Origin of the sequence: Halorarius litoreus (assembly GCF_024362405.1) — an archaeon.
GTDB classification, from domain to species: domain Archaea; phylum Halobacteriota; class Halobacteria; order Halobacteriales; family Haloarculaceae; genus Halorarius; species Halorarius litoreus.
This window is the reverse complement of the sequence record NZ_CP101454.1, coordinates 2,731,418-2,754,667: the sequence shown is the minus strand read 5'-3', so window position 1 is coordinate 2,754,667 and position 23,250 is coordinate 2,731,418. Positions and strand designations below refer to the sequence as shown.

The following is a 23,250-nucleotide window of genomic DNA, read 5'->3' as shown; positions in this document are numbered from 1 at the left end:
CGTTTTGCCGCCGGGTCACGACGACTCCGGCGTGAATCCCCGCACCCTCGCGCTCGCCGGCCTCCTCCTGCTCGTGGTCCCCCTCGTCGTCGCGCTGTTCGGCTGGCTATGGCTCCCGCTCGGCCTCCTCCTGCTGGTCGTGGGCGGCACGCTGTGGCTCGTGAACCGCTACTATCTGGCGCCGCGAACGGCACCCGAGCCGTAAACCGTATCCCCACGTCACCCCGAGGCTCTCCCATGACCCTCGACCACCTCAACACGGACGTAACCGATGCGTACAGCGACCTCGGGGAGGAACTCGACGTGTCGCTCGACCGTGAGACGCGCAACGAACTCGCGCTGCTCGTCTCGGCGTACGACCCCGACGATCCCGACGAACTCGTCCGCCGCGCGGTCCACGAGCTGTTCCAGCGCGCGGTCGAGACCGGCAACCTCGACTTCCACCTCCGGTCGACGTACGACTGCACCTACGACGAGTACCTCTCGGGGATGACGTACGCCGAGATGACCGGACAGAACCAGTATCCGGACCTCGACGACGACCGCCGCTACCAGTTCTAATCTGCGACCGAGAGCGTCAGTTCTAATCCGTGACTGAGAGCGTCAGCTCCAGCGACGCGCCGCAGTGTTTGCACGTCCCCTCGGTGATGATGTCACGGAGGAGCTGGTCTTTGAAACACGAGGGGCAGGAGACGCCCGTCATGGGGCCGGGGAGGAAGCCGAACGTGTTCCGCTCGGTGAGCGTGTACCGACTGCCGGCGACTGCGCCGCGCCCATCTGCGTCCGAGGACATGTGCTGTGATAACACGCGCCAAGAAGGTAAAGCTTCCCTGCGGAAGCAGCGGACTCAGGCGACGGCGTCGACGGCCTCGGCCAGCAGGTCACACCCCAGATAAATCTCGCGTTCGGTCACGTCGAGCGGCGGCAGCAGCCGGAGCGTCTTGTGGCCGCAGCCGAGCGTCAACAGTCCACGCTGGAAGGCGGCGTCCATCACGGCGTTGCGCCGCTCTCTGGTGTCGAACTCGACGGCGAGCATCAGTCCCGTGCCCCTGACGTCCTCGACGGCCGAGAGCGACGCCTCCCGAAGGGTGCGTTTCGCCTGCTCGCCGCGGGCGGTCGCGTTCGCCAGCAGCCCCTCCTCGTGAATCAGGTCGATGGTGAGCGCCCCCTGCATCGAGGCGACGAGGTCGCCCGCACCCCACGTCGAGGAGAGTCGCGACTTCTCACCAGGGAACACGTCCTCGTTCGCGATGGTCGCGCCGACGCGCGCACCCTTCGCGGCGGTGATGATGTCCGGCTCGATGGGGTAGTGGTCCGACGCCCAGAACTCGCCGGTGCGGCCCATCCCCGACTGTATCTCGTCGGCGACGAGCAGGATATCGTGGCGGTCACACAGCTCGGCGACCTCCGCCATGAACGCGGCACTCGGGAACCGGTAGCCGCCTTCGCCCTGAATCGGCTCCATGATGAGGAACGCCACCTCGTCGGCGTTCACCCAGCCGCGCTGGGGGTCAAGCATCTTTCGGAGCTGGGAGACGCCGCCCGCGAAGAAGCCACACGAGCAGGTCGACGGCTCACAGGTCCGGTCGTCACAGAACGGCACGTCGTGAATGGAGGGAATCTCGGGGAACTTCCGGCGGTAGATCTCCTTCGAGCGGTTGAGCGAGAGCGCCCCGAGGGTACGACCGTGGAACGCGCCGTCGAACGTGATGGCGTACTTCCCCCCGGTGTCGTCGTAACAGATCTTCATCGCGTTCTCGACGGCCTCCGCCCCGGAGTTCGAGAGGAACACCGTGTCCATGCCGTACTGGCTGGACACCTGCGTCAGCTTGTCCATCAGCTCTGCGGGCCCAGGGAACTCCGGATCGGTGGGGTCGCCAGCCGTGGTGTAGAAGTCCTGGCCGGCGATCTTGAGCGGGTCGACGAGCTCGAACTCGGCCAGTCGCTCGCGGAGTTGCGGGTTGTTGTAGCCGAGCGGGGCAGCACCGACGTGGCTCGTGAAGTCCATGAGCACGTTCCCGTCGGCGTCCGTGCAGAACGGCCCGGTCGCGTCCTCGAGAATGTCCCAGACGAAGCCGTAGACGTAGGTACTGGGGGCGGCGAACTCGGCGTGGTAGTCGACTCGTTCGGTCGCCTTCGGTCCGGGGAGCGTCCCGACCGACGGCTCGACCGTCTCTCGGTCCATGAACCGGCGTACGCAAACGCGTATGTTAAGAACACCGATGGTTGTGGCAAAAGTTACTCACCCGCGCCCGTTCGCTTCGCCGACTCGGCTACACCGAGAGCACGGCAGTCGCCCCCGCGAGCACCAGCAGGCCGGCGCTGTAGCCGGCGACCCGGAGCGTGAACTCGCGGTTCGAGGCGACGGTGGTCAGCCCGACCTTCACCGCGATGCTCGCGGCCGTCGCCAGCAGGATGGCGACCGACGCGACTTCTCCCGCGATGGCGCCGCTCCGGTAGAGGAGAACCACCGAGGTGGTCGCGCCCGCCGAGGAGACGAGTCCGGCGACCGCCGCCGTCACGTACAGCCCGAGCGTGCCGAACTGCCCCTGTGCGACACCCCCCGCGACCACGATGAGCAGGAACACTCCGCCGAAGCCGAGCGCGTACCGGAGCCGGAACGGCGTCTCGAGCTCGATGTCGACCCGCTCGCGCCAGTCGGCGGCCAGCAACGCGACGACGACGCTTCCGACGACGACGGTGCCGAGCGGCAGTACGACCTGGAGCAACGCCCCGGTCTCGACGGTGAACGCCAGCGCGATGGCGAGGTTCCGGGTCGCCATCGCGGCGTTCGCCAACAGCACCGCGGCGACGGCGTAGGAGACCGCCGCAGGCCGCTGACGGACGTGGTCGAGCATCGTCCCCACGACGGCCGTCGAGGAGGCTAGCCCGCCGAAGAACCCCGTGATTGCGACCCCGCGGCCGCCGTAGGTCTTCACGATGGCGTAGTTGGCGATGCCGATGGCCGCGACGGTGACGACCATCAGCCAGACGACCCGCAGTTCGACGGACAGTTCGAGCCCGGCGAACGTCAGCGCAATCGGCTCGGCGGGCAGTATCGGGAAGACGACGAACGCGAGGACCGCGAACTCGCTCGCGGACCGGACCTCCTCGCGGGAGAGCCCGTGGGCGACGGTATGGAGCTCGCGTTTGAGCACGAGCAGGAGCGAGGAGACGACCGCGACGGTGACACCCTCGATGACGAATCCAGACGCGACGAGCGCACCGACGCCGTAGGCGACGAGCATCGACACGCCCGTCGTCAGCGACAGCCCCTCTTCTTCGACGAGGAGGCCGCGACCGGACAGCAGCGCACCCTGCACGACGACGAGGATCCCGCCGACCACCAGCAGCGGTTCGCTCCCGACGACGACGAACACGGCACCGAGAAGGCTCGTCAGTGACAGCGTCCGAATGCCTGCCGCCTTATCCGACCACTCGCGTTCGAGGCCGAGAAAGAGCCCGAGGGCTGCAGCCAGCACCAGCCGAACGACCTGTTCGTTGAGGACGCTCCCGTTCACTCGGGAACAGTCACCGACCACGAATATAATAGCTCTCCCGGTTCCACCGGCCACGACTCCGGCAGACGCGACAGCCACGCTGGCCACCCGATGCCGGCGGCGACCGAAACCGGGACGGGGTTTATCATAGGGGGGAACCACGTCCGTGTATGCGACTGAGCGACGTGAACCGGGGGCGAGCCGTCTGGTGGACGGTCGGGGCCGTGCTCGCGGCCACCCTCCTGTTCGTCGCCTACTCGTTCGTCGGGACACTCGTGTTCGCGGTGTTCCTCTACTACGCGACCCGTCCGGTGTACAAGCGGTTCAAGCGGCGCATCCGGCCCGCCTCGCTCGCGGCCGCGGCGGCGCTGTTCGCGGTCGCGCTCCCCGTCCTCGTGCTGCTGGCGTACGCCATCGCCATCGGCCTCCAGGAGTTCGGCCGGGCCGCGACCCGTGTCGAGCTCGGGCCGTTCGAGTCGGCGCTCGGCCCGTACGTCGACGTCTCGAAGATCGTCGAGAACCCCAGCGGCCTCCTCGACGACCCGAACCTCGTCGACACGCTCCAGGGCGTCGCGGACTCCGCGCTCGTGTACGGCGGCTTCATCGGCAACGGCCTGCTCCACGCGTTCGTCATGTTCGCCATCGCGTTCTATCTGCTGCGGGATGGCCCGCGACTCTCACGATGGGCACAGGGCCAGTTCGCCGACAGTCAGGGCGTCCTGGTAGCGTACGGTCGGGCGGTCGACCGCGATCTCTACAAGGTGTTCTCGGGCAACATCCTCAACGCCATCTTCACCGCCGCGATCGGCGCCATCGTCTACTCCGTGCTGAACTTCTTCGCGCCAGCAGGCTCGGCGATCCCGTATCCGGCACTCGTCGGCCTGCTCGCGGGCGCCGCCTCGCTCATCCCGGTCGTCGGGATGAAGCTCGTCTACTTCCCCGTCGGCATCTACCTGTTCGCCGCGGAGTACCTCTCGGCGGAACCCGTCTACTGGTTTCCCGTCGCGTTCGCCGCGCTCTCGTTCGTCGTCGTCGACACCATCCCGGACCTCATCCTTCGACCGTACGTCTCGGGCCGGAACCTCCACGTCGGGATGGTGATGTTCGCGTACATCTTCGGTCCACTGCTGTTCGGCTGGTACGGCATCTTTCTGGGCCCCATCATCCTCGTGTTCGTCGTCCACTTCGTCCGGCTCGTCCTGCCGGAGCTCATCGAGGGCACCGAGATCAAGCCGTTCGCGGTCGACCCGGCGACCATCACGGAGCTACCGATGGAGATGGAGGGGCCACCGGAGTCCACGTCCTCCAGCGAGGAGTCGGCGAGCGGCCACCTAACCGACGACTGACGACTACTCGCGGCTCCGTTCGAGCGCCGTGCCGTCGCGTGGACAGTACTCGTACGCGTGGTCGGTGGTCTCGTAGCCGCAGACCGGACAGCGACGCACGGACGGTTCGCGGCCGCGGCCCAGCAGAAGCGGAACGAACGGCACGAACAAGAAGACGAACAGCGAGTCGGTGAGGAGATAGATGCCGACGCTGATCGCGAGACTGATGGCGAGTCCGGCGACGGCGATTGTCGTCCGCGAGACCACCCTACGCACCGCACCAAGTGGTCACCGTTCGTGGTGACGTGGCCGCACAGGACTCGGGCACGCTACTCGAGGTCGACGTACTGGTTCTCCCACTCGCGGCGGGCTTCGATTTCACGACGGCCGCGGCGAGTGAGCGTGTAGTAGTTCGTCCGGCGGTCGCGTTCGCCCTTGTCGACGAGCCCCTTCGAGACGAGCGTGTCCAGGTTCGGGTAGAGTCGCCCGTGGTGGATTTCCTTCTCGTAGTACTCTTCGAGTTCGTCTTTGATGGCGAGCCCGTGGGGCTCTTCCCGGCCGGCGATGACGTACATCAGGTCGCGCTGGAACCCAGTGAGATCGTACATCCTTGCTAGGTGGTTGCCTGCCTACGGAATAAATATATCGGCCGGGTTACAATCATCGAGACCCATCAACCCAGGTCGACCACAAACCGACAGCCGAAGCGACTACCCGCCGGAATATGGCGACGAACGTCCAACATCAGCCCCCGTTCACTCCGGGGTACCTATCATACACATGTCGTGACCGATACGGGTATTTATCCCAAGCACGTAGGCGGGATATGGAAGAAGTCCTGTTCGAATCCGAACGGCGGATGAGCCGCGCCGAGATCGCCGACCTGCTGCGCACCGTCGCCGACAACCTGGATGCCGGCGACGCCATCTCGCTCTCGTCGGGCGAGGCATCCTACACCGTCGACGTGCCAGCCCGTCCCGAGTTCGAGGTGAAGGTCGAACGCGAGACCGGCAAGTCCGGCTCCGAGCTCTCCATCGAGTTCGAGATGGAGTGGGACGAGAACGGTGGCGACGACGGTGGCGACCTCAGCATCGAGTAACTGCGCTGAACGCCGCTGCTCGAAGTTTTTTCGACACACGGTATCCGAGAGCGGCTGCTCGGTGGTGTAGTCAACGAGTGGAAAGCGATCCGGCCGGGGAAAAACCGGCCGGACGCTTGCCGCCCTGAATTGGTCCCCGCTGACGCTTCGGCCCTCCAAAGCGAAGCGTCACCTGAGGCAATGTGACCGTTTTACTTAAAGATACCGCCAGCGGAAACCGCCGGACGCCGAACGACCGTTCAGATGTACTCCTCCTCGAGCACCCAGCCGAGCGCGCGCTTGTAGTAGGTGAACATCTGCCTGACGCCCTCGTGTTTCATCTCCTCGCTGTCGAGCTGCTCTTTGAGGAACTCGTACTGCTCGCGGATCTCCGCTTCGTCACGCATACCGTGGTGTTCGGCCGCGTGCGTCAAAAACCCCCGCGAGGGGGCGATTCTACAGCCGGTCGAGCCGGGAGAGCCCGTGCCAGATGGCGTCGGTCACGCGGTCGACCCCCTCGCCGGACGCCTCGTTCCAGCCGCGGGCCAGCGCGTCCTCCAGCAGTTCGAGGTCGTGGTTCTCGAAGTTGTTCACCCCTCGGAAGTCCTCCAGCGCCTCGCGCGCGCCATCGTCGAACGTCTCGCCGGGCGTCCCGTCGTAGAATCCGAGGTCCGCGAGCACCGTCGTGACGGCCTCGGCCGTCTCACCCGTCAACTCACGCGTCTCTTCAGGCGACTCGCGCGCGAGTAAGGTCACGTCGTAGATCTTGAACACGCGCTCCAGTTCGTCGATTGGATGCTCGTGGTCGTCGACGCGGACATCGACCCAGCGGTCGTTCCGCCCGTCATAGCCGCCTTCAGGCTTGGCGACGTACAGCGCGGCCGACTGCTCGCCGCGCGAATCGCCGCCCGCGTCGTTGCCGGCGTGGAGCGCGGCGATGAACTTCTCGGGGAGCCCACCGTCAGTGGCTTCGAACGTGTCGGCCATGGCGGTGAGCGTTTCCTCGTTCTCGAGGATGTTCCCCTGGACGGTGTAGTTCTCCCCCTGGATATCGCCCGCGACCTCGAAGCAGTCGTCGCCGGTGAACGTGCCGACGCTCCCATCGCGGCCGACGATGCCGACCTGTCGTGAGGCGGCCTCGGCGTCGCCCGCGGTGAGCGTGTCGACGACCGACTGGGCGTCGTGGCCACGGCGAAGCAGGTCCAGTCCATCAGGACCGTAGCTGACGTTGGCGAACGACTGCGTAGCGATGGCGCCCGCGTCGGCGGCGACGAACGGGACGACGCTGCCGACGCTGACGAACTTCGACTGGACCGCGATGCCGATGGCGCGCGTCTCGGGGTCGCGGGCGACGATGGAGAACGTACTCGGTCGTGGCTGCATACCTATCCCACCGGCGGACCGAGCAAAAACGTACCGCGGCGAGCGACTAACCGCGCTTGCGGACGGTGAGCGGCTGTCTGGACACCAGCTCGCAGTCGAACGCCGGATGTTCGACGAAGTGGCGCACCACCATGTGGCGGCGACCACCGGTGAGTCCCGTCCGGCCGACGTGTTCGGCCGTGAACGCCTCGGGCAGGCGCTCGTACAGCCGGTCGACCTGCGCGAACGACTCGAACACTTTGCGGTGACCGGCGGAGTCGGCCCCCCGCCGCGCGACGACGTAACTGCCGTCCTCGCGGTGTTCACCCGTGGTGTAGACGAACTCGTCTCGTCGCGTCAGCGCGTCGCCGAGGGCGTCCCGCAGCTGGGCGGCCTCCTCGCGCTCCAGAACGTACGACTTGCTGCCGACGTGCAGTACCAGTTCCCCGCGGTCGACGGTGACCGTGCTATCGGGGGAGAATTTCTCGACCAGCCGCCTCGCGGCGACTTACTCTATCCTCGTTCGAGGATGCGGATGACGACATCGCAGTCGTCTGTAGTGGTGCCCCGTGGATAAAGCCTGCCGGTCGTGCAGGTCGACCTGTCGCCGGCAACCCGGACGGTTTTGTCGCCGCGCTCCCGAGAGAGAAACATGAAGGTCCGGGGCACCCGCGAGTGCCAGTCGTGTGGCGAGCGCTGGTCGTACTACGAGACGGGAAGCGTCGAGTGTCCCAACTGTGGCAGCATGCGCTCGGTGGGCGTCGACGACGATCGGAAGCTCCACACCGCCTCGACGGCGACGCTCGACCTCACACCCGCGCGGAACGCGCTGGAGGACGGCGAGACGCTCCGAGAGGTCGCCGAACGGGCCGTGAGCGAGACGCGGCCGTTCACCCGCCAGCACGGCTTCGTCGACGCCGGCGAACTCCAGCCGCTCGACGACACCTACCTCGCGGCGCTGGAGCTACAGGTCGTCGCCGACATCGTGGGTCGGGCCGCCCGCGTGACCGACGACGAGGAGTTCTACTTCCTCTCGCTGTTGCGCGGCGCGGACCACGGTGAGCGCCCCGCCGTCGACGATGTCCCCGACAGCCTTCGCGACTCGCGGGGACTCGCCTACGCGAAGGCGGTCGATGCCTACCGGTCGGACCTCCGGGCGTACCTCGACGCCGAACCGGACCCACTGGTCCGCGAGCCGCTCGGCACGCTCGGCGAGCATCTCAAGCGGGTGCAGGCGTTGCAGGGCGACGTCCCCACGACGGAGAGCGAACAGCTCGTGGGCGTGGTCCGTGACCTCGAGCAGTATCTCCTCGCCGACGACGAGAGCGCGCTGGCCTCCGCACGCGACCGGCTCGACAGACTCGGTAGAACGTCGTAGCGAACAGGCGGCTTCGGGACCCCACCGTCGGCAGCTCACCACACTCCAGCCTCGGCCTGCCGACGGCGACTCGTCAGTGCATGGGGCCGCTGGCCGCCCCTTCCTACTTGAACCTCAGCCGTCGGTGACGGTCTCGACCATCTCGCGCTGGAACGTGTCGTCGGGGAGCCGCGCGTGCCACGCGGCGGCCTCGATGGCCTCGTCGTCGAGTCCGGGGTCGTCTGCAAGCTCGGTGTGCTCGGGCGTCGCGGTGAACGCGGCGAACGCGAACTCGAACGTCTCGCCTGCCGGGTTCGAGAAGGTCTGTTCGACGACCGCGCCGAGCCCCGTGATCTCGACGGGGATGCCGGTCTCCTCCTCGACTTCTCTCGCGGCACCCGCCGCGTGCGTCTCGTCGGGTTCCAGCATCCCACCCGGGAGCATCCACTGGTCACGCTGGCGGACGAGCAGGAGTCGGCCGTCGTCGTCCTGGACGGCGGCGCCGACGCCCCACCGGGCGAGGTCATCGCGGTCGCGGCCCTCCGCCCACTCCTCGGCAGAGAGCGCGATGGTCTCGCTGAAGCGAGCGACCGGACCGTCCCACGCGGCGACGAGGTCTTCCGGCGTCACTCAGTCGAGGTCGACCGCGACGCCGGTCTGTTCGCTCGCCGCCTTGACCGTGTTCCACAGCAGCATCGCGCGGGTCATCGGCCCGACGCCCCCCGGGACGGGCGTGATTTTGCCGGCGACCTCCTTCGCGCTCTCGTACTCGACGTCGCCGACGAGTTCGTACCCCTTCTCCGTGTCGGCGTCGACCCGGTTGACCCCCACGTCGATGACGGTCGCACCCTCCTTGAGCATCGAGCCGTCGACGAGTTCGGGAACGCCAGCGGCGGCGATGACGATGTCCGCGTTGCGGGTGTGTGCGGCGAGGTCCTTCGTCCGGGAGTGACAGACCGTCGTGGTCGCGTTGCCGAGCGGCGCCTTCTGGATGAGCAGGTTCGCCATCGGCTTGCCGACGATGTCCGAGCGACCCACGACGACGGCCTCGGCGCCCTCGGTCTCCACGCCGGAGTGTTCGAGCAACTTCTGGATGCCGTGGGGGGTGCAGGGTTTGAACCGCGCGTTGCCGGCGACCATCCGCCCGACGTTCTCGGGGTGGAAGCCGTCGACGTCCTTCTCGGGTGCGACGCTCCGGAGGACGCGGCGCGTGTCGACCTGGTCGACGACCGGCATCTGGACGAGGATGCCGTTGACGTCCGGGTCCGCGTTGAGGTCGTCGATGGTGTCGTACAGCTCCTGTGCGGGGGCGTGGGTGTCGAGCTCGACGTGAATCCCGTTGATACCGACCTCCTCACAGTCGCGCTGTTTCATCGAGACGTACGTCTCGCTCGCGGGGTCGTCGCTCATCAGGACGGTCGCGAGCCCCGGCGTGACGCCCGCGTCGTCGAGCGTGTCGATTGCGCCGCCGAGCGAGTCACGAATCGTCTGGGCGACGGCGTTGCCGTCGATGACCTCGGTCATTGGTGAGGCGTGGGCGGCCACGGCTAATCAACCCCACGAATCCGTGCTCAATTGGCGGTCGTTTTTCGCTGAACTATCCACGAACGTGGCTAGGCGAACCGGCCACCGCGGTCGAGGAACGCACGACGCTGTGCTGGGGTCGGTAGCGAGTGGTAGTCGCCGTCGGTGGTCTCGTTCGGCTCCGTCTCGAGCGCACACGGGTAGCGGTCGAGCAGGTCGCACGCGAGCCGGCCACCGCAGTCGGCGAGTTTCAGGTACAGCGAGTGGACGGTCTCCTCGTCCGCGATCTGGACGCGGCGCCGCTCGACGATGGGGCCGGCGTCCCACTCGTCGGTCAGTCGGTGGGCGGTGACCCCGGTTACGTCGTCGCCGTAGTAGAGCGGCCAGAAGGCGGTCGCCCGCCCCCGGTACTTCGGGAGGAGCGACCCGTGGAGGTTCACCGCGTCGTCGGGGACAGCGAGGAGATCGGGGCCGAGTTTCTGCCCTGCGACCACAGACAGCAGGAGGTCCGGGTCGGCCGCACGCACGCGATCGACGAACGTCGGGGCGGAGACGTCGGGCGCGTGCCACACCGGCACGTCGTGGGCGCGCGCCAGCGACGCGACCGAGTGATACCGGCCCCCGACCGGGCGCCCGCCCGAGAGAACGTCGGCGAGCCGCCCCGCGACGAATCGCGCCCCCATCCGGACGAAGGCCAGGGGCCCGAACATGCGGTACTGCCGGCGGACCTGCTCGCGGGTCGAACGGGGGAGGGGGGCGACGACGACGGCCTCGATGCTGGCGGCGTGCTCGCTGACGACCGGTTCGAGGTACCGCGGGAGGTACAGCGGTTCCTCGCTCGTGACGAGCAGCGTGCGCACGACCGATGGTTCGACACAAGATACTCAAACCGTTCGGTCGCACGGCCAGCCATGCGCGCCCTCCAACTCGCCGCCGCGAGCGTCGCGCTCGTGGTCGTCGCCGGGTGGAACGCTGTCGTGACCCGCGTCGGCGAGGTGCCGGACGACGGCACCAGCGACGACCCGCTCGTCGTCGAACACGAGCGGAACTGGTACGACTACCTCCGGGGGTACCACGTCCACGTCGGCGACGGCGACGGCCACCTCCCCGAACACGGCTCGCTTCGCGAGGGGTTGGTGACGTGGTGGGAGACCGACTGCATGCGTGGCTACACCCGCGGCAACGACGTCTACCTCTGTCCGAACGCCCCGACGGTCGTCCGGGTCCATCAGGCGGGCCACGCTCCCGCGTTCGGCCGCGAGTTCGACCCGCTCCGCATCGAACGACGTGAGGACGGTGCGCTGGAGGACGAGCCACTCCGCACGCTCGACGTGATGCTTCCCGCTGGCTTCCCGCACTCGCTGCTCCGGCTGCGCGACCGACGCGGGCTCGGCGAGGCGTACGAACGGTGGGTTGCGACCGGGCGGCTCGCCCGTCGCTAGGGACAGTCCCCGACAGTGAACGACTGCGTCTCGGGACCCTGGTCGACCGCTTTCGTCGCGCCGGACTCGAGGGTGACGAGCATCGCCTGGCCGCCGTAGCCGTGGGTCTGGTCGTGGCCGCGGACGACGACACAGGGCACGCCGTCGGGTATCTCGATGGTTTCCGACCGGGTGAACGGCGCGGTACTGTGCGCGTGGAGCAGTTCCCGACGACCCAGCTGTTGGCCGTCGAGCATCTCGACCTGCCACCAGTTCGCGTAGCCGTCCTCGCCGTCATCGTCGTGGTAGAGGGTCACGTCGAACCGCACCGCTCCCGAACTGCCGGACCACTCGACGTCGACGACGTTGGCCTCCCGGAGGTCGAGTTCCTGGAATGACGGCGTCGACTCGCTGGGTGACATGGAGGCAGGGTTCGCGGTCGTCGTACCTGAACCTGTGTCGGTCGTGCGCGTGGCGCTCGCAGGGGACTCGACGTCGCCCGTCGGCGACGTACATCCGGCGGTGAGCGCGACCGCCGCGAGGACCGTCCGGCGTGTCCACTTCACGGTACTGTCTCGACGCGCCCCGCGATAAGCCCCCGTCTACTCCAGCCGCTTCGCAGCTTCCCGCTCGACGAGCGGCTCCGCGTTCGCCGACGGCAGCGTCACGACCTCGTCCGAGGAGAGTTCGTACGTCCGCTCGTCGACGCCGAAGATCTCGCCGACGTCCTGCAAGACGTGGACGGTCGTCCGCTCGACCGAGCGCTGCCCGGCGCCCGAATCTGCCGACTCGTCGGTCGTCGGCTCGGGTTCGGGCTCGGACTCGGACTCACGGGCTGCCCCAGCGGGCGGCGCCTCCGGGGGAACTTCCGTTCGCTCCGCGGCCGCGGTGGCCTCGCTCGCCGGGGGCGCCTCTGACGGCGCGTCGGTGGCTGGTCCCGGTTCGGAGTCGTCACCGGTTCCCATCATATCAGCCGCGTTGACCGGTTCGCCTGGTTCGCTGGCGGACTCCGGTGTCGGGTCGAGCCCGAGTTCCGCCGCGGCGTTGGGTTCGGGCGCCGGTTCCGACACCGATGCCGGTTCCGACGCCGGCTCCGGGTCCGACTCTGTGGCCGTGTCGACGGCACCGACGTCCCGGGCACACGAGAGGTCAGAGCCCTCGCCTTCGAGCACCTCGTCGAGGACGTGCCCGCGGTTCTCCTTGATGCGGGCGACGAGCGTGTCGAACAGCTGGGCCTCCTCGTCGGTGAGGCCCTCGTCGTCGGTCGGCATGTCCGCGGCGGCGATGGAGGCCATCTTGACCACCTTGCCGACGCGGCGTTCGTAGATGGCTTCGACGGTCTGTTTCGCGGTCTGGATGTCGTCGGAGAGGCGACGGACTTCGGGAGAGGAGAAGGGGTCGTCCGCGCGTTCGGCGGCGCGGTCGCGTTCGCGTGTCAGCTGCTGGATGAACTCACCTGCGTCCTGATAGAAGGAGGAGCGCAGGTTCTGCAGGCTGCTCGCCTGCCGTTCCCGGCTCTGTACGCTTTGGAGTTCGTCCAGATTCATTCTGTAGCCTTCTCCGCCCGGCCGCGTGCCATCAGGAACACGCCGAGCGCTTCACGGACCTTACGGTGACCCTCCGGGATAGTAAAGGCTTCGCCCTCGAACTCGACGAGGCCGCCGTCGGTCACTTTTATCGCGATCTCGTGGTCGCTGAACGTCTCGGGGACCGCGTCGACCAGCGGCTCGAAGTCGGCCAGGTCGTCGCGGGCGACGGGCGTCACCACGAGCCCGGACCCCCCGTGGAGGCTCCCGGGCAGCCGAATCAGCCGGTTGATGTCGGTGGTGACGGGCTCGTCGATGGGCGCGTAGTCCTCCTCCAGCGTGCGCTCGAAGAGGAGTTTGGCGATGCTGACGACCGCCGGATGAACATCGACGTTGCCGGCCGCGAGCTGGTCGTAGTTCTCGGTCGCCGCACGGTACGCCGCAGCGGCTTTCCCCTCGCCGATGCGCGGGAACTCGCGGAGCCGTGCGATGGCCTCGTCCTCGGGGAGGTCGCGCACCTCGTCGACGAGTTCCATCAGGTGCCGGTGGGTGCGCGCGCCCCAGCCGCCGTCGGTGGGCAGGGTGCGCTTCTGCGTGGGATTCTTCAGGCCCATCCCACCGACCGCCTCGGTGCGGATCACGTCCGCGAACTCGATGTCCGGGCCGGCGACGTACTCGACGATCTCGCTGCGCTGCTCGCGGTCGAGGTCGAGGACGCCCTCGTCGCGGACGTGGACGTGGTAGCCGCGACCCCCGGAGAAGACGACCGTGAGGTCCTCGAAGCCGAAATCCCCCTCTAGGAAGTCGAGCAGTCGGAGGAGGGCGTCCTTGCAGGTGTCGAGCATCGTCGCGTAGGAGTCCTCCTCGGGGTCGACGCCGGGCAGGTGGTCGGCGTCGAGGTCGAACACCAGGTCGGAGGCGCGCCACCCCTTCTGACTCATGCGGCCCGCTCCGGGGTTGCGGTACCGCCCCGCGGAGAAGTAGACGTGGCGGGGTTTCTCGCGAGCGAGGAAGTCCGAGAGCGACGCGCCGCCCGCGACGTCGAGCCACGACTGGTGACGCACCATCGTCGTGCCCGACCCCGCGGTGAAGGGGATGTGCCCCCACTCGCGCTCGTTCGCGGCGGGCGGCCCCTCGATGTCGCTCCGGCGGTAGTGGTCGCCGAACCGGCCCTTCAGGTACTCGCGGGTCCGCTCGTCCATAGCTCTCGGAAGCGACGGTGGTCGAGGCCAAAAGTGTGTTCTTCCGCTCAGGCGACTGCAGCCGTCAGCGACCCATGAACCGCGAGAGCTTCTCCTTCAGCGAGTCCTCGCCCAGCCGGAGGTAGTAGGCGTCGCCGCGGTCCTCGTAGTAGTTGTCGACCCGACGCTGAATCTGGAAGCCGACCTCGCGATAGAACTCCAGCGCGTTCTCGTTGGTGGTGCGGGCGTGGCAGGTGACGCTGCTGTAGTTGTCGGCGACCTCCGCGACGAGCCGGCGGCCGAACCCCTCGCCACGGTACTCGGGAGCGACCGCGAGAAACAGGATATAGCCGTCGCGGCGGGTGGCGGCAAAGCCCACCAGGGTGTCCTCGACACCGCGCTCGACGAGCGCGTACACCGTCGACCGACGGTAGGCATCGGTGAAGAAGCCGCGGCGCTGGCGCAACACCCCTTCCTCACGCCGGATGCGCTCTTTGAGCTCCCACGCCTCGTCGACGAGGGTGTCGTCCCCCCGCCCGACGACGCGCAGTTCGATGTTGACACTCACTACCGCACTTGTAGCGAGTCGGCGAATATAGTTCCTACGCCCATGGGACTGCCTGCACGCGATACCGAGCGGCCGCAACGCTTTCACGGCGGCCCCGAGACAGCTGACACATGGTAACGCCCGAGGAACTCGAGGCCGACAGCTCCGAGCCACGCCGGCCGCGTGGGCCGAAGGAGCTGGTTCGCCGGTCGATGATCACCGGGACGGCCATCATCCTCCCGCTCGCTGTGACGCTGCTCATCCTCGGGTTCGTCCTCAACTTCATCTCGACCCGACTCGACCCCATCACGGGGGCGATACAGAGCAGCCCGTTCGTCGCACAGAGCACCGAAGAGCTCCTCATCGAGGGCGTCACGGTCCTGACGTTCCTCGCCGTCGTCTTCTGTCTCGGCTTCGTCGCGGAGTTCTCCTCACGCGGCGACCGTGTCGGCCGGAGCTTCGACGACGTGATGGAGGCCATCCCCGGCGTCGGCTCGGTGTACACCTCGTTCAACGAGATGTCCGAGATCCTCCTCGACTCGGATACGGACAGCTTCCAGGAGGTGAAACTCGTCGAGTATCCGGGCGACGGGTCGTACACGGTCGCGTTCAAGACCGCGGAGACCCCTGGCGTCATCGAGGACGGCACCGGCCACGACGACATGGTGACGCTGTTCATGCCGATGGCGCCGAACCCCGTCATGGGTGGGTTCGTCATCCACGTCTCGAAGGACCGGGTCTTCGACGTAGACATGACCGTCGAGCAGGGGATCCGCTCGATAGTCACCTCCGGCGTCGCCATCGGTGAGGACGACGCCGAACTCCGTGGCCTCTCGGCGAGCGAGATGCGCGAGCTCGGTCAGATCGAGCGCGTCGACCAGCAGGTGTCACCGGACGACGAGTCGCCCGACGTCCGCCGCGGTGACCCTAAGGTCCCCGACGACCGCATCGAGGAGTACGTGGACAACGTCGCCCCCGAGCACTCGGACACGGCACAGAAGATCGCCGACCGCGAGCGAGAGGACGGCGACCCCGCGGCGACCGGGCCGACCCCGGCTGAACGAGCGAGCCGGGACGCCGACGACCGCGGCACGACCGAGACGACACCCGCCGAAGCCTCCGGACGCGACGAACAGACTCGTGAACCGACCTCGGGGACCCCCGCCGAGCAGGCAGGCAGGGCCGACGATGCGTAGCTTCGAACTCAAGGAACACACCGCCGACGTGGCGGTCGAAGCCCACGGCGACGACCTCGGCGAGACGTTCGCCGCGGTCGCCGACGGCCTCACCGCCGCGATGTGTGAGTCCGTCCCCGACACGGGGGAGCGGTTCCCCGTCACCGTTCGTGCCGAGTCGCGCGAGGCACTCCTGTTCGAGTACCTCGACGACCTCATCTACGAGCGCGACGTCCGCAACGTCCTGCCGGCCGCCCACGAGGCCCGCGTCGAGGGCGACGGCGAGTGGGTGCTAGAAGGCTCCGCGCAGGCCGTCCCGCTCGACGCGGTGGTCGCCCGCGAGGTGAAGGCCGTCACCTACTCCGAGATGCGCGTCGAGGAGACCTCCGAGGGCTGGGAGGCGTACGTAGTCTTCGACGTCTGATACGTCGCCCCAACTGCCGGGAACCGTCGAAACCGGTACCCGTCTTCCCTCACTACGTCGCTCATGCGCTGGCCCCTGCACGTCGACTACGTCACGGACCCGCCGACAGCTGCGGCGGAGGCCGTCCAGTTCCTGCTCGCAACGCTCTCGGAGCCGACCAACGCCGCCCTGTTCGTCGGGGGTGGGCTGGTCGTCCTCCTGGGAGTGGTGACGTGGCTCCGCGTCGCACCGACGGTTCGAGATTTCGAGGTACTGCGCGTGACGCTCGACGGCTACCGCGAGCTGGTGCCGTGGATGCTCCGGCTCGCCGTCGGCCTCCCGACGCTCGGCGCGGGGTTCGCCGGCTACTACTTCTCGCCGAACGTCATCCTCCCGGGCACGAAACCGCTGCTCGTCGCCGTCGGGTTCCTCCTGCTCGTCGGCCTCGCCACCCGCACAGTGGCGATCGCGGGGCTCGTGCTCTGGGTCGTTGGACTGGCCGTGGATCCCGCGATGCTGCTGGCGCTCGAGTACCCCCTCGCGTTCGTCGCCATCGCACTGCTCGGCGGAGGAACGCCCAGCGCCGACGAGTTGCTCGCGCGGGTCGCCGAGACGCCCGGCACGCTCTACAGCCGTGTCGACCCCATCCGCGGGCTCGCCACGGTCGCACGCGAGCGCATCGACCCGTACGCCCGACTGGTGCCGACCGTCCTCCGCGTCGGCCTCGGCGCGACGTTCGTCTATCTCGGGCTCGTCGAGAAGCTGCTCGACCCCGCTCGCGCCCTCCAGGTCGTCGCGAAGTACGACCTCACGGCGGTCGTCCCGGTCGACCCCGGCGTCTGGGTGCTCGGGGCAGGCCTGGTCGAGATCGGGCTCGGGCTCGCACTCGTCGCCGGGCTGTTCACCCGCGCGAGCGCGGCGCTGGCGTTCGTCGTCCTCACGACGACGCTGTTCGGCCTGCCCGACGACCCGGTGCTCGCACACGTCTCGCTGTTCGGCCTCTCGTCGGCCGTGTTCACCCTCGGCGGCGGGCCGCTGTCGCTCGACCGCTGGCTCGGTGCACGCCGGGCAGCCGACCGGGCGGCTCCGACGCCCGCCGACTGAGACGGTCGGCCGACACTACGAGCGAAAGCTATTCCGGCGCCCGTAGCCGAGGATGAGTATGACCGAGACCTTCGAGGCGGGCGACGTCACCCTCCATCGCGTCCGCGACTACGTCTGGGAGATTCCCCAGTCCAGCGACATGCGCGTTCCAGCTAGGGTGCTCGCCAGTCGCACCCTCTTAGAGGAGATCGCAGACGACAAGACGCTCGAACAGCTCCAGAACACGACGCACCTCCCCGGCATCCAGAAGTACGCGCTCTGTATGCCCGACGGTCACCAGGGGTACGGCTTCCCCGTGGGTGGCGTGGCGGGCATCGACACCGAAACCGGCTGTATCTCGCCCGGAGCGGTCGGTTACGACATTAATTGCGGCGTGAGAATGATGAAAACAAATCTCACCTACGAGGACGTCCAGGGCCACGAGGAGGAACTCGTGAACGCCCTGTTCGAGGCCATCCCGTCGGGGCTCGGCGGTGGCGGGGTCGTCGAGGGCGACCAGGCGACCGTCGAGGCCGTGCTCGAACGCGGGATGGACTGGGCACTGGAGGAGGGATGGGCGACCCAGGCCGACCTCGAACACTGCGAGGACGAGGGTTACAGACCCGACGCGGACCCGTCCGCCATCTCGAAGAAGGCGAAGGACCGTGGTCGAAACCAGCTGGGGAGCCTCGGCTCGGGCAACCACTTCCTCGAAGTCCAGCGGGTCACGGACACGTTCGACGACGAGGTCGCAGGGGCCTACGGGCTCGAGCAGGACCAGATCGTCGTGCTCATCCACTGTGGCTCGCGTGGCCTGGGTCACCAGACGTGCAACGACTATCTCCGAAAGATCGAGCAGGCACACTCGGGGCTCCTGTCGCAGCTGCCGGACAAGGAGCTCGCAGCCGCGCCCGCCGGCTCACAGCTCGCCGAGGAGTACTACGGCGCGATGTGTGCGGCCATCAACTTCGCGTGGGTGAATCGCCAGCTCATCATGCACGAGACCCGCCACGTGTTCGAAGACGTGTTCGACCGCCCGTGGGAGTCGATGGAGATGGAACTGCTGTACGACGTGGCGCACAACATCGCGAAGAAGGAGGTCCACGACGTCGACGGCGAGGAGCGTGAACTGTACGTCCACCGGAAAGGCGCGACGCGGGCGTTTCCGGCAGGTCGTCCCGAAGTCCCGAAGGCGTATCGGGAGACGGGACAGCCGGTCATCATCCCCGGCTCGATGGGCGCGGGGTCGTACGTCCTCCGCGGCGGCGAGAACTCGATGCAGGAGACGTTCGGGTCGACGGCCCACGGCGCTGGTCGGCTCATGAGCCGGACGCAGGCGAAGAAGGAGTTCTGGGGCGAGGACGTCCGCGACGACCTCCGTGACACCCAGAAGGTGTACGTCAAGGCGCAGTCGGGCGCGACCATCGCCGAGGAGGCCCCCGGCGTCTACAAGGACATCGACGAGGTGGTCCGCGTCTCGGACGCGCTCGGCATCGGTGACAAGGTGGCGCGGACGTTCCCCGTCTGCAACATCAAGGGCTGACTGCCCGCACACGACGCATTTTCGCGACATCGAGCGGGGACCTCCCGAGCCGTGGCGCTACCGACGACTCTCGTGAGGGAGGTGCTCGGGAGAACGACGATGCGTAGCGGTGAATCGAACTTACTGCTGGCGAGGCGCGCGCGCCTCACGGACGCCGTTCCCGTCGCGCATCTTGTCCTCACAGTGGGGGCAGACGCGGACGCTCTCGTAGCCGTCCGGGGCGAACACCTTCACGTACTGTTCGGACACGTAGGACTCACAGTTGAGACAGCGGGCCATATCGTTGCATGTTCGACGCTCGGTTAATATGGGTTCCGTCTCGACCCGACCACCGTCTTGCGGTTTCACCTGAACGTTCGTGTACGTTCACGGTTTCGAATCAGCGCCGCAGAAAGTCGAAGGTCGCGTCGGTGACCGACGTGTGGGGCTGGCGCTCTTCGCCGGCATCGAACTGTACGAACGAGAGGTAGTAGGGTTCGCCACAGCCTTCGTCCCGGGTCTCCGACGCGCCACAGACTATTTCGACGCCCTCGGCGTCCTCGTACGCCTCCCACGGCGAGGCGTACTCCCAGCCGTCGAGCGGATGAGGGGTGACACACTTGTCCGCGAGGTACGCGTCGCGGTCGAGTTCCGCGAGCGACCCACACCGCGGACAGTGGTAGGTGACGGCGACCATGCGTCCCGTACGGACGGCAGCCGCTTTACCGCACCGACCCAGAAGGTCTTTGCCGCCTCCCGGAGTCCTCCCGGTATGATAAACGAGACCGTCGCCGAGATCGAGGAGATGCAGACCCACTCCTCGTCGGTCGTCGCGGTGAAGGCCGCCGGGGCGCTGCGCGAGCTGCTCGACCGTGAGTACCCCACGGTCGAGGAGTACGTCCGCGACCTCGAACGCAACTCGAACGCACTGAAGCGGGCGAACCCGTCGCACGCCTCGCTGCACACGACACAGAACGACATCGTGGCGGCCGTCGACGGTGCCGACCTCGACGACGTCGAGGCCGCCAAACAGCGCACCGCCGAGACCATCGACGAGGTGGTCGAGGCCGTCGAGACGGGCAAGCGGAAGGCCGCGGAGAACGCCGCGGACCTGCTCACCGACGGCACGACCCTCCTGACGCACGACTACTCCTCGACGCTGCTGGAGGCCATCGAACTCGCCGCCCGCGACGGCGCACACCTCGACGTCTACGTGACGGAGGCGCGCCCCCGCTACCTCGGGCGGAAGGCCGTCCGGACGCTCGCCGGTATCGACCGCGTCGAGCCGACGCTCCTGGTCGACGCCGCGGTCGGGCACGTCCTCGACGACTGTGACCTCGTGGCGTTCGGGATGACCTGCATCGTCGACGACACCTACTACAACCGCATCGGGACGTTCCCCATCGCCGCGACGGCGAACGACCTCGCCGTCCCAGTCCACGTCGTCGGCTCGTCCTCGAAGATCATCGAGCGCGGCGGCTTCGCGTTCGAAAACGAGTTCCGCAGCCCGAGCGAAGTGATGCGTGAGCCCGCGGAAGGGTTCGACGTCGTGAACCCGGCGTACGACGCCACACCCATCCACCTCGTCGACAACGTCGTCACCGACGAGGGGACCAGTCAGCCCTAGGCTGGGACGCCGAACGCCGGCTGGGAGACGACGACTGAACCGCAGTCCGGGCAGACGAGCGTCTCGTCCCGGCGTATCCAGTCCCCGCCGTAGCCGCTCTCGTGGCCACACACCGAACAGAACAGTGTGGCCTTTCGGCGAGGCGGGCTGCCAGTGGGGGTCGCGCTTCGACTCATACACCCCCGTAGACAGGGGAGATGGATAGCGTCCACGGCCCCTTCTGCCGGGTCATTTATCCGTGGCCCAGCCGACGCGGCGGAGACGTGTCGGTGCGGCACCTCACCGCCGCTGTCGCTCCATCGACACCAGCCCCCGATTCCTGAGCAGCCATCCGATACCGGCGAGGACGACGAGAACGCCGCCCGCGACGACCAGGCCGATGTCGCCATCGCGAGCGTGGTCGACGAGCAGTCGCCAGGTCGGGCGAGCGATTCCCACGGCTTTCGCGGCCGTCACGACGACGAGGACGCCCGGAACGAGGTACCGAACGAGGGGGTCGAACACCCCGAGGTCGCGCCGGAGGTCGACGGCGTCGGCTGCCCAGACGAACACGAAGACGATGAGTAGCGCCGACACCGGTAACGCGAACGCCCCGACCGACTCGTCTATCAGGTCCAGCACCGGGCGGGCGGCGAGGCTCAGCCGGACGGGACTGTAACTGAGCGCGGACGGAATCCCGGCGGTGAACACGCCGGCGGTGAGCAGCAGCGTCGCTCGTTCGCGAGACAGGGTCGTGCTGTTCGTCGCGGCCGCCACGCCGACTTCGAGCAGCGACACGGCAGACGAGAGCGCAGCGAAAAAGAGCAGGCCGAAGAACGCAACGGCGACGACGCGACCGAACGGCATGGCCGCGAACGCCGTCGGGAGCGTCGTGAACGCCAGTTCCGTCCCGAGCGTCGGCTGCAGTCCGAAGCTGAACACGATGGGGAAGATGACGAGCCCGGCGACGACGGCGGCCCCGATGTCGGTGACGGTAATCAGCACCGACGACGTGACGAGGTTCGTCGCCTCGTCGACGTAGCTGCCGTAGGTGAGCATGATTCCCTGCCCGACCGACAGCGAGAAGAACACCTGCCCGAACGCGGCACTCCAGATGCCAGGGTCGGACAGCACCGACAACTGCGGGGTGAACAGGAACCCCGCGGCCTCCTGCCAACCGGGGAGCGTGAGCGCGTAGCCGGCGAGCGCGACGAGGACGACGAAGACGGTCGGCATCACCACCGTCGCCATGCGCTCGATGCCGCCCCGGACGCCCAGCGAGACGATGCCGCCCGTCAGGGCCGTCGCGGCGACGAAGTAGCCGACTGGGAGCCAGCTCGCGGTGAACGGGCCGAAGGTCGTCTGTGACCCCGCGAGCCACGACACGAGAAAGCCGAGTACCCAGCCCGTGAGGACGAGATAGTAACTCAGGATGAGCAGGACGCCACCGGCCACGACCCATCCCAGTACCGCGTACTCGGCTCGCACGGAGCGGAACGCCGAGACGACGTCCGTTCGGAGTCGACGGCCGACGGTGAGTTCGAGGAGCAGCATCGGGACGGCACAGACGAACGCCGCGACGAGGTAGGGGACCAGATACGCCCCGCCGCCGTTCTGCCCGACGACGGCGGAGAAGCGCCAGATGTTCCCGAGGCCGACGGCCGCGCCGACGGTCGCCAGCAGGAAGCCCACCCGTGACGACCACCGTTCGGTAGTCATACACGTGGTTGCACCCGAGTCCCGCATAAAACGGGGCGTCTCCGAGCGGTACCACACGGCGGCGTACCGAGGGGGACGGTCGGTCGACGCGGCGGACGTGCGGTTACATGTACATCCGATCTTCGGGCATACGGTCCGCGGTCTCCTGTGCGGCCATCCGGTCTGCCAGTTCCTCGTAGTAGCGAGAGATCTTGCTGGCGAACGTCTCCATCGGACCCGTGTCGAGGCCGAGGTCGTACACGCGGTCTATCGCACCGAGGAGCCGCAGGGCGGCTTCGGCGTCCGGCGTCTGGGGATGGGCCGGCGTGGTGAACACACACGTCTGGAGCGGCGAGCTCATCCCACGGGCCGTGATGGCGCTGTTGATGCCGTCGAGGAAGCCACCGGACATCGGCTTCACGTCGGCTGCTGCGAGGTCGTGTGCCGCCTGGTAGTCGCGTGAGGCGATGTAGAACGGCCGGTGGTCGTCCGGACCGTGGGGGGTGGGGACGCCCGAGGCGACGACGATCTCCTCGACGCTGGCCGTCTCCGCCCACTCGAGGATAGCCTCGCTGAACGGGTCGGCGGCGTACGCCGGCACCAGAAGTTCGCCGACGAGCACGGTGAACTCCAGGTCGTCACGCGAGAACAGTCGGGTGTGGTGCCGCGGGGTTCCGTTCTCGAACGGCGTGATGGTCGGGAGCTGTTCGACGTCGATGTGGCCGGTCTGTTCGAGGTCGAACTGCTTGACGAGATAGTCCGCGGCGGTGAGACCAGCGAGACCGACCTCCGAGAACCCACAGAGCAGCGTCTCGGAGGCGTCGGCGTCGTGGCTCACCGCGAAGCTGGGGTCGGCTCGTGACATACCCCTGGTATCAGTCCGGGGGGGCTTAGCTGGTGTGGCACCCACCGGCAACGCAACCCTTTTTCGCAGGGCGGGCG

The 23,250-nt window shown here is 67.8% G+C and carries 32 protein-coding genes; 12 read left to right on the top strand and 20 right to left on the bottom strand.

Annotation, left to right across the window (positions count from 1 at the left end; all coding sequences use genetic code 11):
• Positions 1 to 31: 31 nt before the first annotated feature.
• Positions 32 to 205, top strand: coding sequence for a hypothetical protein (locus tag NL126_RS14455; RefSeq protein ID WP_255195587.1), 174 nt, complete (start codon positions 32 to 34; stop codon positions 203 to 205).
• Positions 206 to 237: 32 nt separating this feature from the next.
• Positions 238 to 561 (top strand): ribbon-helix-helix protein, encoded by a 324-nt coding sequence (locus NL126_RS14450; RefSeq protein ID WP_255195586.1) that lies wholly within the window; start codon positions 238 to 240, stop codon positions 559 to 561.
• A 22-nt stretch (positions 562 to 583) separates the two neighbouring features.
• Here NL126_RS14450 and NL126_RS14445 read toward each other — a convergent pair whose 3' ends face one another.
• From NL126_RS14445 to NL126_RS14435, 3 genes are all read right to left on the bottom strand, one after another.
• Positions 584 to 793 carry a hypothetical protein gene (locus NL126_RS14445; RefSeq protein ID WP_255195585.1) on the bottom strand — a complete coding sequence of 70 codons (210 nt, stop codon included), beginning with the start codon at positions 791 to 793 and terminating at the stop codon, positions 584 to 586.
• Positions 794 to 847: 54 nt separating this feature from the next.
• The gene (locus NL126_RS14440) at positions 848 to 2,185 is read right to left on the bottom strand and encodes an aminotransferase class III-fold pyridoxal phosphate-dependent enzyme (protein WP_255195584.1); all 1,338 of its coding nucleotides are present in this window, start codon (positions 2,183 to 2,185) and stop codon (positions 848 to 850) included.
• An 88-nt stretch (positions 2,186 to 2,273) separates the two neighbouring features.
• Positions 2,274 to 3,521 (bottom strand): MgtC/SapB family protein, encoded by a 1,248-nt coding sequence (locus NL126_RS14435; protein ID WP_255195583.1) that lies wholly within the window; start codon positions 3,519 to 3,521, stop codon positions 2,274 to 2,276.
• A 149-nt stretch (positions 3,522 to 3,670) separates the two neighbouring features.
• Here NL126_RS14435 and NL126_RS14430 point away from each other — a divergent pair, with 149 nt between their 5' ends.
• Complete coding sequence (locus NL126_RS14430; RefSeq protein WP_255195582.1) at positions 3,671 to 4,846, top strand: AI-2E family transporter; 1,176 nt, start codon at positions 3,671 to 3,673, stop codon at positions 4,844 to 4,846.
• A 3-nt stretch (positions 4,847 to 4,849) separates the two neighbouring features.
• On the opposite strand, the gene NL126_RS14425 is transcribed toward NL126_RS14430, so the two are convergent.
• Both NL126_RS14425 and NL126_RS14420 read right to left on the bottom strand, forming a co-directional pair.
• The gene (locus NL126_RS14425) at positions 4,850 to 5,101 is read right to left on the bottom strand and encodes a hypothetical protein (RefSeq protein WP_255195581.1); all 252 of its coding nucleotides are present in this window, start codon (positions 5,099 to 5,101) and stop codon (positions 4,850 to 4,852) included.
• A gap of 53 nt (positions 5,102 to 5,154) precedes the next feature.
• Complete coding sequence (locus NL126_RS14420) at positions 5,155 to 5,433, bottom strand: PadR family transcriptional regulator (RefSeq protein WP_255195580.1); 279 nt, start codon at positions 5,431 to 5,433, stop codon at positions 5,155 to 5,157.
• Between the two features lie 218 nt (positions 5,434 to 5,651).
• Here NL126_RS14420 and NL126_RS14415 point away from each other — a divergent pair, with 218 nt between their 5' ends.
• Positions 5,652 to 5,924, top strand: a complete 273-nt coding sequence (locus tag NL126_RS14415) for an amphi-Trp domain-containing protein (RefSeq protein WP_255195579.1) — start codon at positions 5,652 to 5,654, stop codon at positions 5,922 to 5,924.
• 239 nt (positions 5,925 to 6,163) lie between these two features.
• Here NL126_RS14415 and NL126_RS14410 read toward each other — a convergent pair whose 3' ends face one another.
• The 3 genes from NL126_RS14410 to NL126_RS14400 are packed head-to-tail and all read right to left on the bottom strand — an operon-like array spanning position 6,164 to position 7,650.
• A complete protein-coding gene (locus NL126_RS14410) occupies positions 6,164 to 6,310 on the bottom strand; it encodes a DUF8555 family protein (protein ID WP_255195578.1) in 147 nt (48 codons plus the stop codon).
• Positions 6,311 to 6,359: 49 nt separating this feature from the next.
• Positions 6,360 to 7,286: a DUF1028 domain-containing protein gene (locus tag NL126_RS14405; RefSeq protein ID WP_255195577.1), complete on the bottom strand. Its 927-nt coding sequence runs from the start codon at positions 7,284 to 7,286 to the stop codon at positions 6,360 to 6,362.
• A 46-nt stretch (positions 7,287 to 7,332) separates the two neighbouring features.
• Positions 7,333 to 7,650 (bottom strand): DUF7528 family protein, encoded by a 318-nt coding sequence (locus NL126_RS14400; RefSeq protein WP_255198850.1) that lies wholly within the window; start codon positions 7,648 to 7,650, stop codon positions 7,333 to 7,335.
• Here NL126_RS14400 and NL126_RS14395 point away from each other — a divergent pair.
• Complete coding sequence (locus tag NL126_RS14395; RefSeq protein WP_255195576.1) at positions 7,531 to 7,842, top strand: hypothetical protein; 312 nt, start codon at positions 7,531 to 7,533, stop codon at positions 7,840 to 7,842. The genes NL126_RS14400 and NL126_RS14395 overlap by 120 nt on opposite strands.
• 75 nt (positions 7,843 to 7,917) lie before the next feature.
• The gene (locus tag NL126_RS14390; RefSeq protein ID WP_255195575.1) at positions 7,918 to 8,643 is read left to right on the top strand and encodes a DUF7117 family protein; all 726 of its coding nucleotides are present in this window, start codon (positions 7,918 to 7,920) and stop codon (positions 8,641 to 8,643) included.
• 114 nt (positions 8,644 to 8,757) lie between these two features.
• Here NL126_RS14390 and NL126_RS14385 read toward each other — a convergent pair whose 3' ends face one another.
• The 3 genes from NL126_RS14385 to NL126_RS14375 all read right to left on the bottom strand — a co-directional run bounded on the left by NL126_RS14385 (position 8,758) and on the right by NL126_RS14375 (position 11,006).
• Entirely contained in the window at positions 8,758 to 9,252 is a 495-nt protein-coding gene (locus tag NL126_RS14385) for an NUDIX hydrolase (RefSeq protein WP_255195574.1), read from the bottom strand.
• Complete coding sequence (locus tag NL126_RS14380) at positions 9,253 to 10,146, bottom strand: bifunctional methylenetetrahydrofolate dehydrogenase/methenyltetrahydrofolate cyclohydrolase (RefSeq protein ID WP_255195573.1); 894 nt, start codon at positions 10,144 to 10,146, stop codon at positions 9,253 to 9,255.
• An 89-nt stretch (positions 10,147 to 10,235) separates the two neighbouring features.
• Positions 10,236 to 11,006: a methionyl-tRNA formyltransferase gene (locus NL126_RS14375; protein ID WP_255195572.1), complete on the bottom strand. Its 771-nt coding sequence runs from the start codon at positions 11,004 to 11,006 to the stop codon at positions 10,236 to 10,238.
• 51 nt (positions 11,007 to 11,057) lie between these two features.
• On the opposite strand from NL126_RS14375, the gene NL126_RS14370 reads away from it, so the two are divergent.
• Positions 11,058 to 11,588: a hypothetical protein gene (locus NL126_RS14370; RefSeq protein ID WP_255195571.1), complete on the top strand. Its 531-nt coding sequence runs from the start codon at positions 11,058 to 11,060 to the stop codon at positions 11,586 to 11,588.
• Here the strand turns inward: NL126_RS14370 and NL126_RS14365 are convergent.
• The 4 genes from NL126_RS14365 to NL126_RS14350 all read right to left on the bottom strand — a co-directional run bounded on the left by NL126_RS14365 (position 11,585) and on the right by NL126_RS14350 (position 14,842).
• Entirely contained in the window at positions 11,585 to 12,133 is a 549-nt protein-coding gene (locus NL126_RS14365) for a hypothetical protein (RefSeq protein ID WP_255195570.1), read from the bottom strand. The genes NL126_RS14370 and NL126_RS14365 overlap by 4 nt on opposite strands.
• Before the next feature lie 36 nt (positions 12,134 to 12,169).
• Positions 12,170 to 13,114 carry a hypothetical protein gene (locus tag NL126_RS14360; protein ID WP_255195569.1) on the bottom strand — a complete coding sequence of 315 codons (945 nt, stop codon included), beginning with the start codon at positions 13,112 to 13,114 and terminating at the stop codon, positions 12,170 to 12,172.
• Entirely contained in the window at positions 13,111 to 14,295 is a 1,185-nt protein-coding gene (gene priS, locus NL126_RS14355; protein ID WP_255195568.1) for a DNA primase small subunit PriS, read from the bottom strand. The genes NL126_RS14360 and priS overlap by 4 nt, the downstream gene beginning before the upstream one ends.
• 64 nt (positions 14,296 to 14,359) lie before the next feature.
• Positions 14,360 to 14,842, bottom strand: a complete 483-nt coding sequence (locus NL126_RS14350; RefSeq protein WP_255195567.1) for a GNAT family N-acetyltransferase — start codon at positions 14,840 to 14,842, stop codon at positions 14,360 to 14,362.
• A gap of 110 nt (positions 14,843 to 14,952) precedes the next feature.
• On the opposite strand from NL126_RS14350, the gene NL126_RS14345 reads away from it, so the two are divergent.
• From NL126_RS14345 to NL126_RS14330, 4 genes are all read left to right on the top strand, one after another.
• A complete protein-coding gene (locus tag NL126_RS14345; protein ID WP_255195566.1) occupies positions 14,953 to 16,017 on the top strand; it encodes a DUF502 domain-containing protein in 1,065 nt (354 codons plus the stop codon).
• The gene (locus NL126_RS14340) at positions 16,010 to 16,420 is read left to right on the top strand and encodes an archease (RefSeq protein WP_255195565.1); all 411 of its coding nucleotides are present in this window, start codon (positions 16,010 to 16,012) and stop codon (positions 16,418 to 16,420) included. Before NL126_RS14345 ends, NL126_RS14340 begins: the two co-directional genes overlap by 8 nt.
• Positions 16,421 to 16,483: 63 nt before the next feature.
• Positions 16,484 to 17,503: a DoxX family protein gene (locus NL126_RS14335; RefSeq protein ID WP_255195564.1), complete on the top strand. Its 1,020-nt coding sequence runs from the start codon at positions 16,484 to 16,486 to the stop codon at positions 17,501 to 17,503.
• Between the two features lie 58 nt (positions 17,504 to 17,561).
• Positions 17,562 to 19,025, top strand: coding sequence for an RtcB family protein (locus NL126_RS14330; RefSeq protein WP_255195563.1), 1,464 nt, complete (start codon positions 17,562 to 17,564; stop codon positions 19,023 to 19,025).
• A gap of 120 nt (positions 19,026 to 19,145) precedes the next feature.
• Here NL126_RS14330 and NL126_RS14325 read toward each other — a convergent pair whose 3' ends face one another.
• On the bottom strand, positions 19,146 to 19,304 hold the full coding sequence (locus tag NL126_RS14325) for a DUF7563 family protein (RefSeq protein WP_255195562.1): 159 nt from the start codon (positions 19,302 to 19,304) through the stop codon (positions 19,146 to 19,148).
• 100 nt (positions 19,305 to 19,404) lie between these two features.
• A complete protein-coding gene (locus NL126_RS14320) occupies positions 19,405 to 19,701 on the bottom strand; it encodes a DUF7969 family protein (RefSeq protein ID WP_255195561.1) in 297 nt (98 codons plus the stop codon).
• Positions 19,702 to 19,776: 75 nt separating this feature from the next.
• Between NL126_RS14320 and NL126_RS14315 the strand changes: the two genes are divergently transcribed.
• Positions 19,777 to 20,631 (top strand): eIF2B alpha/beta/delta subunit family protein, encoded by an 855-nt coding sequence (locus NL126_RS14315; RefSeq protein WP_255195560.1) that lies wholly within the window; start codon positions 19,777 to 19,779, stop codon positions 20,629 to 20,631.
• Here NL126_RS14315 and NL126_RS14310 read toward each other — a convergent pair.
• From NL126_RS14310 to NL126_RS14300, 3 genes are all read right to left on the bottom strand, one after another.
• On the bottom strand, positions 20,628 to 20,807 hold the full coding sequence (locus NL126_RS14310; RefSeq protein ID WP_255195559.1) for a DUF8106 domain-containing protein: 180 nt from the start codon (positions 20,805 to 20,807) through the stop codon (positions 20,628 to 20,630). The genes NL126_RS14315 and NL126_RS14310 overlap by 4 nt on opposite strands.
• Positions 20,808 to 20,910: 103 nt before the next feature.
• On the bottom strand, positions 20,911 to 22,329 hold the full coding sequence (locus tag NL126_RS14305) for a sodium-dependent transporter (RefSeq protein ID WP_255195558.1): 1,419 nt from the start codon (positions 22,327 to 22,329) through the stop codon (positions 20,911 to 20,913).
• A gap of 103 nt (positions 22,330 to 22,432) precedes the next feature.
• On the bottom strand, positions 22,433 to 23,173 hold the full coding sequence (locus NL126_RS14300; RefSeq protein ID WP_255195557.1) for a proteasome assembly chaperone family protein: 741 nt from the start codon (positions 23,171 to 23,173) through the stop codon (positions 22,433 to 22,435).
• Positions 23,174 to 23,250 lie beyond the last annotated feature (77 nt).

Coding starts and splice junctions, on each gene's coding strand:
- NL126_RS14335 (WP_255195564.1), top strand. CDS start 16,484: ATGCGCTGGCCCCTGCACGTCGACTACGTCACGGACCCGCCGACAGCT.
- NL126_RS14415 (WP_255195579.1), top strand. CDS start 5,652: ATGGAAGAAGTCCTGTTCGAATCCGAACGGCGGATGAGCCGCGCCGAG.
- NL126_RS14310 (WP_255195559.1), bottom strand. CDS start 20,807: ATGAGTCGAAGCGCGACCCCCACTGGCAGCCCGCCTCGCCGAAAGGCC.
- NL126_RS14320 (WP_255195561.1), bottom strand. CDS start 19,701: ATGGTCGCCGTCACCTACCACTGTCCGCGGTGTGGGTCGCTCGCGGAA.
- NL126_RS14405 (WP_255195577.1), bottom strand. CDS start 7,286: ATGCAGCCACGACCGAGTACGTTCTCCATCGTCGCCCGCGACCCCGAG.
- NL126_RS14390 (WP_255195575.1), top strand. CDS start 7,918: ATGAAGGTCCGGGGCACCCGCGAGTGCCAGTCGTGTGGCGAGCGCTGG.
- NL126_RS14410 (WP_255195578.1), bottom strand. CDS start 6,310: ATGCGTGACGAAGCGGAGATCCGCGAGCAGTACGAGTTCCTCAAAGAG.
- NL126_RS14420 (WP_255195580.1), bottom strand. CDS start 5,433: ATGTACGATCTCACTGGGTTCCAGCGCGACCTGATGTACGTCATCGCC.
- NL126_RS14440 (WP_255195584.1), bottom strand. CDS start 2,185: ATGGACCGAGAGACGGTCGAGCCGTCGGTCGGGACGCTCCCCGGACCG.
- NL126_RS14340 (WP_255195565.1), top strand. CDS start 16,010: ATGCGTAGCTTCGAACTCAAGGAACACACCGCCGACGTGGCGGTCGAA.
- NL126_RS14345 (WP_255195566.1), top strand. CDS start 14,953: ATGGTAACGCCCGAGGAACTCGAGGCCGACAGCTCCGAGCCACGCCGG.
- NL126_RS14445 (WP_255195585.1), bottom strand. CDS start 793: ATGTCCTCGGACGCAGATGGGCGCGGCGCAGTCGCCGGCAGTCGGTAC.
- NL126_RS14380 (WP_255195573.1), bottom strand. CDS start 10,146: ATGACCGAGGTCATCGACGGCAACGCCGTCGCCCAGACGATTCGTGAC.
- NL126_RS14360 (WP_255195569.1), bottom strand. CDS start 13,114: ATGAATCTGGACGAACTCCAAAGCGTACAGAGCCGGGAACGGCAGGCG.
- NL126_RS14315 (WP_255195560.1), top strand. CDS start 19,777: ATGATAAACGAGACCGTCGCCGAGATCGAGGAGATGCAGACCCACTCC.
- NL126_RS14300 (WP_255195557.1), bottom strand. CDS start 23,173: ATGTCACGAGCCGACCCCAGCTTCGCGGTGAGCCACGACGCCGACGCC.
- priS (WP_255195568.1), bottom strand. CDS start 14,295: ATGGACGAGCGGACCCGCGAGTACCTGAAGGGCCGGTTCGGCGACCAC.
- NL126_RS14430 (WP_255195582.1), top strand. CDS start 3,671: ATGCGACTGAGCGACGTGAACCGGGGGCGAGCCGTCTGGTGGACGGTC.
- NL126_RS14370 (WP_255195571.1), top strand. CDS start 11,058: ATGCGCGCCCTCCAACTCGCCGCCGCGAGCGTCGCGCTCGTGGTCGTC.
- NL126_RS14330 (WP_255195563.1), top strand. CDS start 17,562: ATGACCGAGACCTTCGAGGCGGGCGACGTCACCCTCCATCGCGTCCGC.
- NL126_RS14305 (WP_255195558.1), bottom strand. CDS start 22,329: ATGACTACCGAACGGTGGTCGTCACGGGTGGGCTTCCTGCTGGCGACC.
- NL126_RS14450 (WP_255195586.1), top strand. CDS start 238: ATGACCCTCGACCACCTCAACACGGACGTAACCGATGCGTACAGCGAC.
- NL126_RS14325 (WP_255195562.1), bottom strand. CDS start 19,304: ATGGCCCGCTGTCTCAACTGTGAGTCCTACGTGTCCGAACAGTACGTG.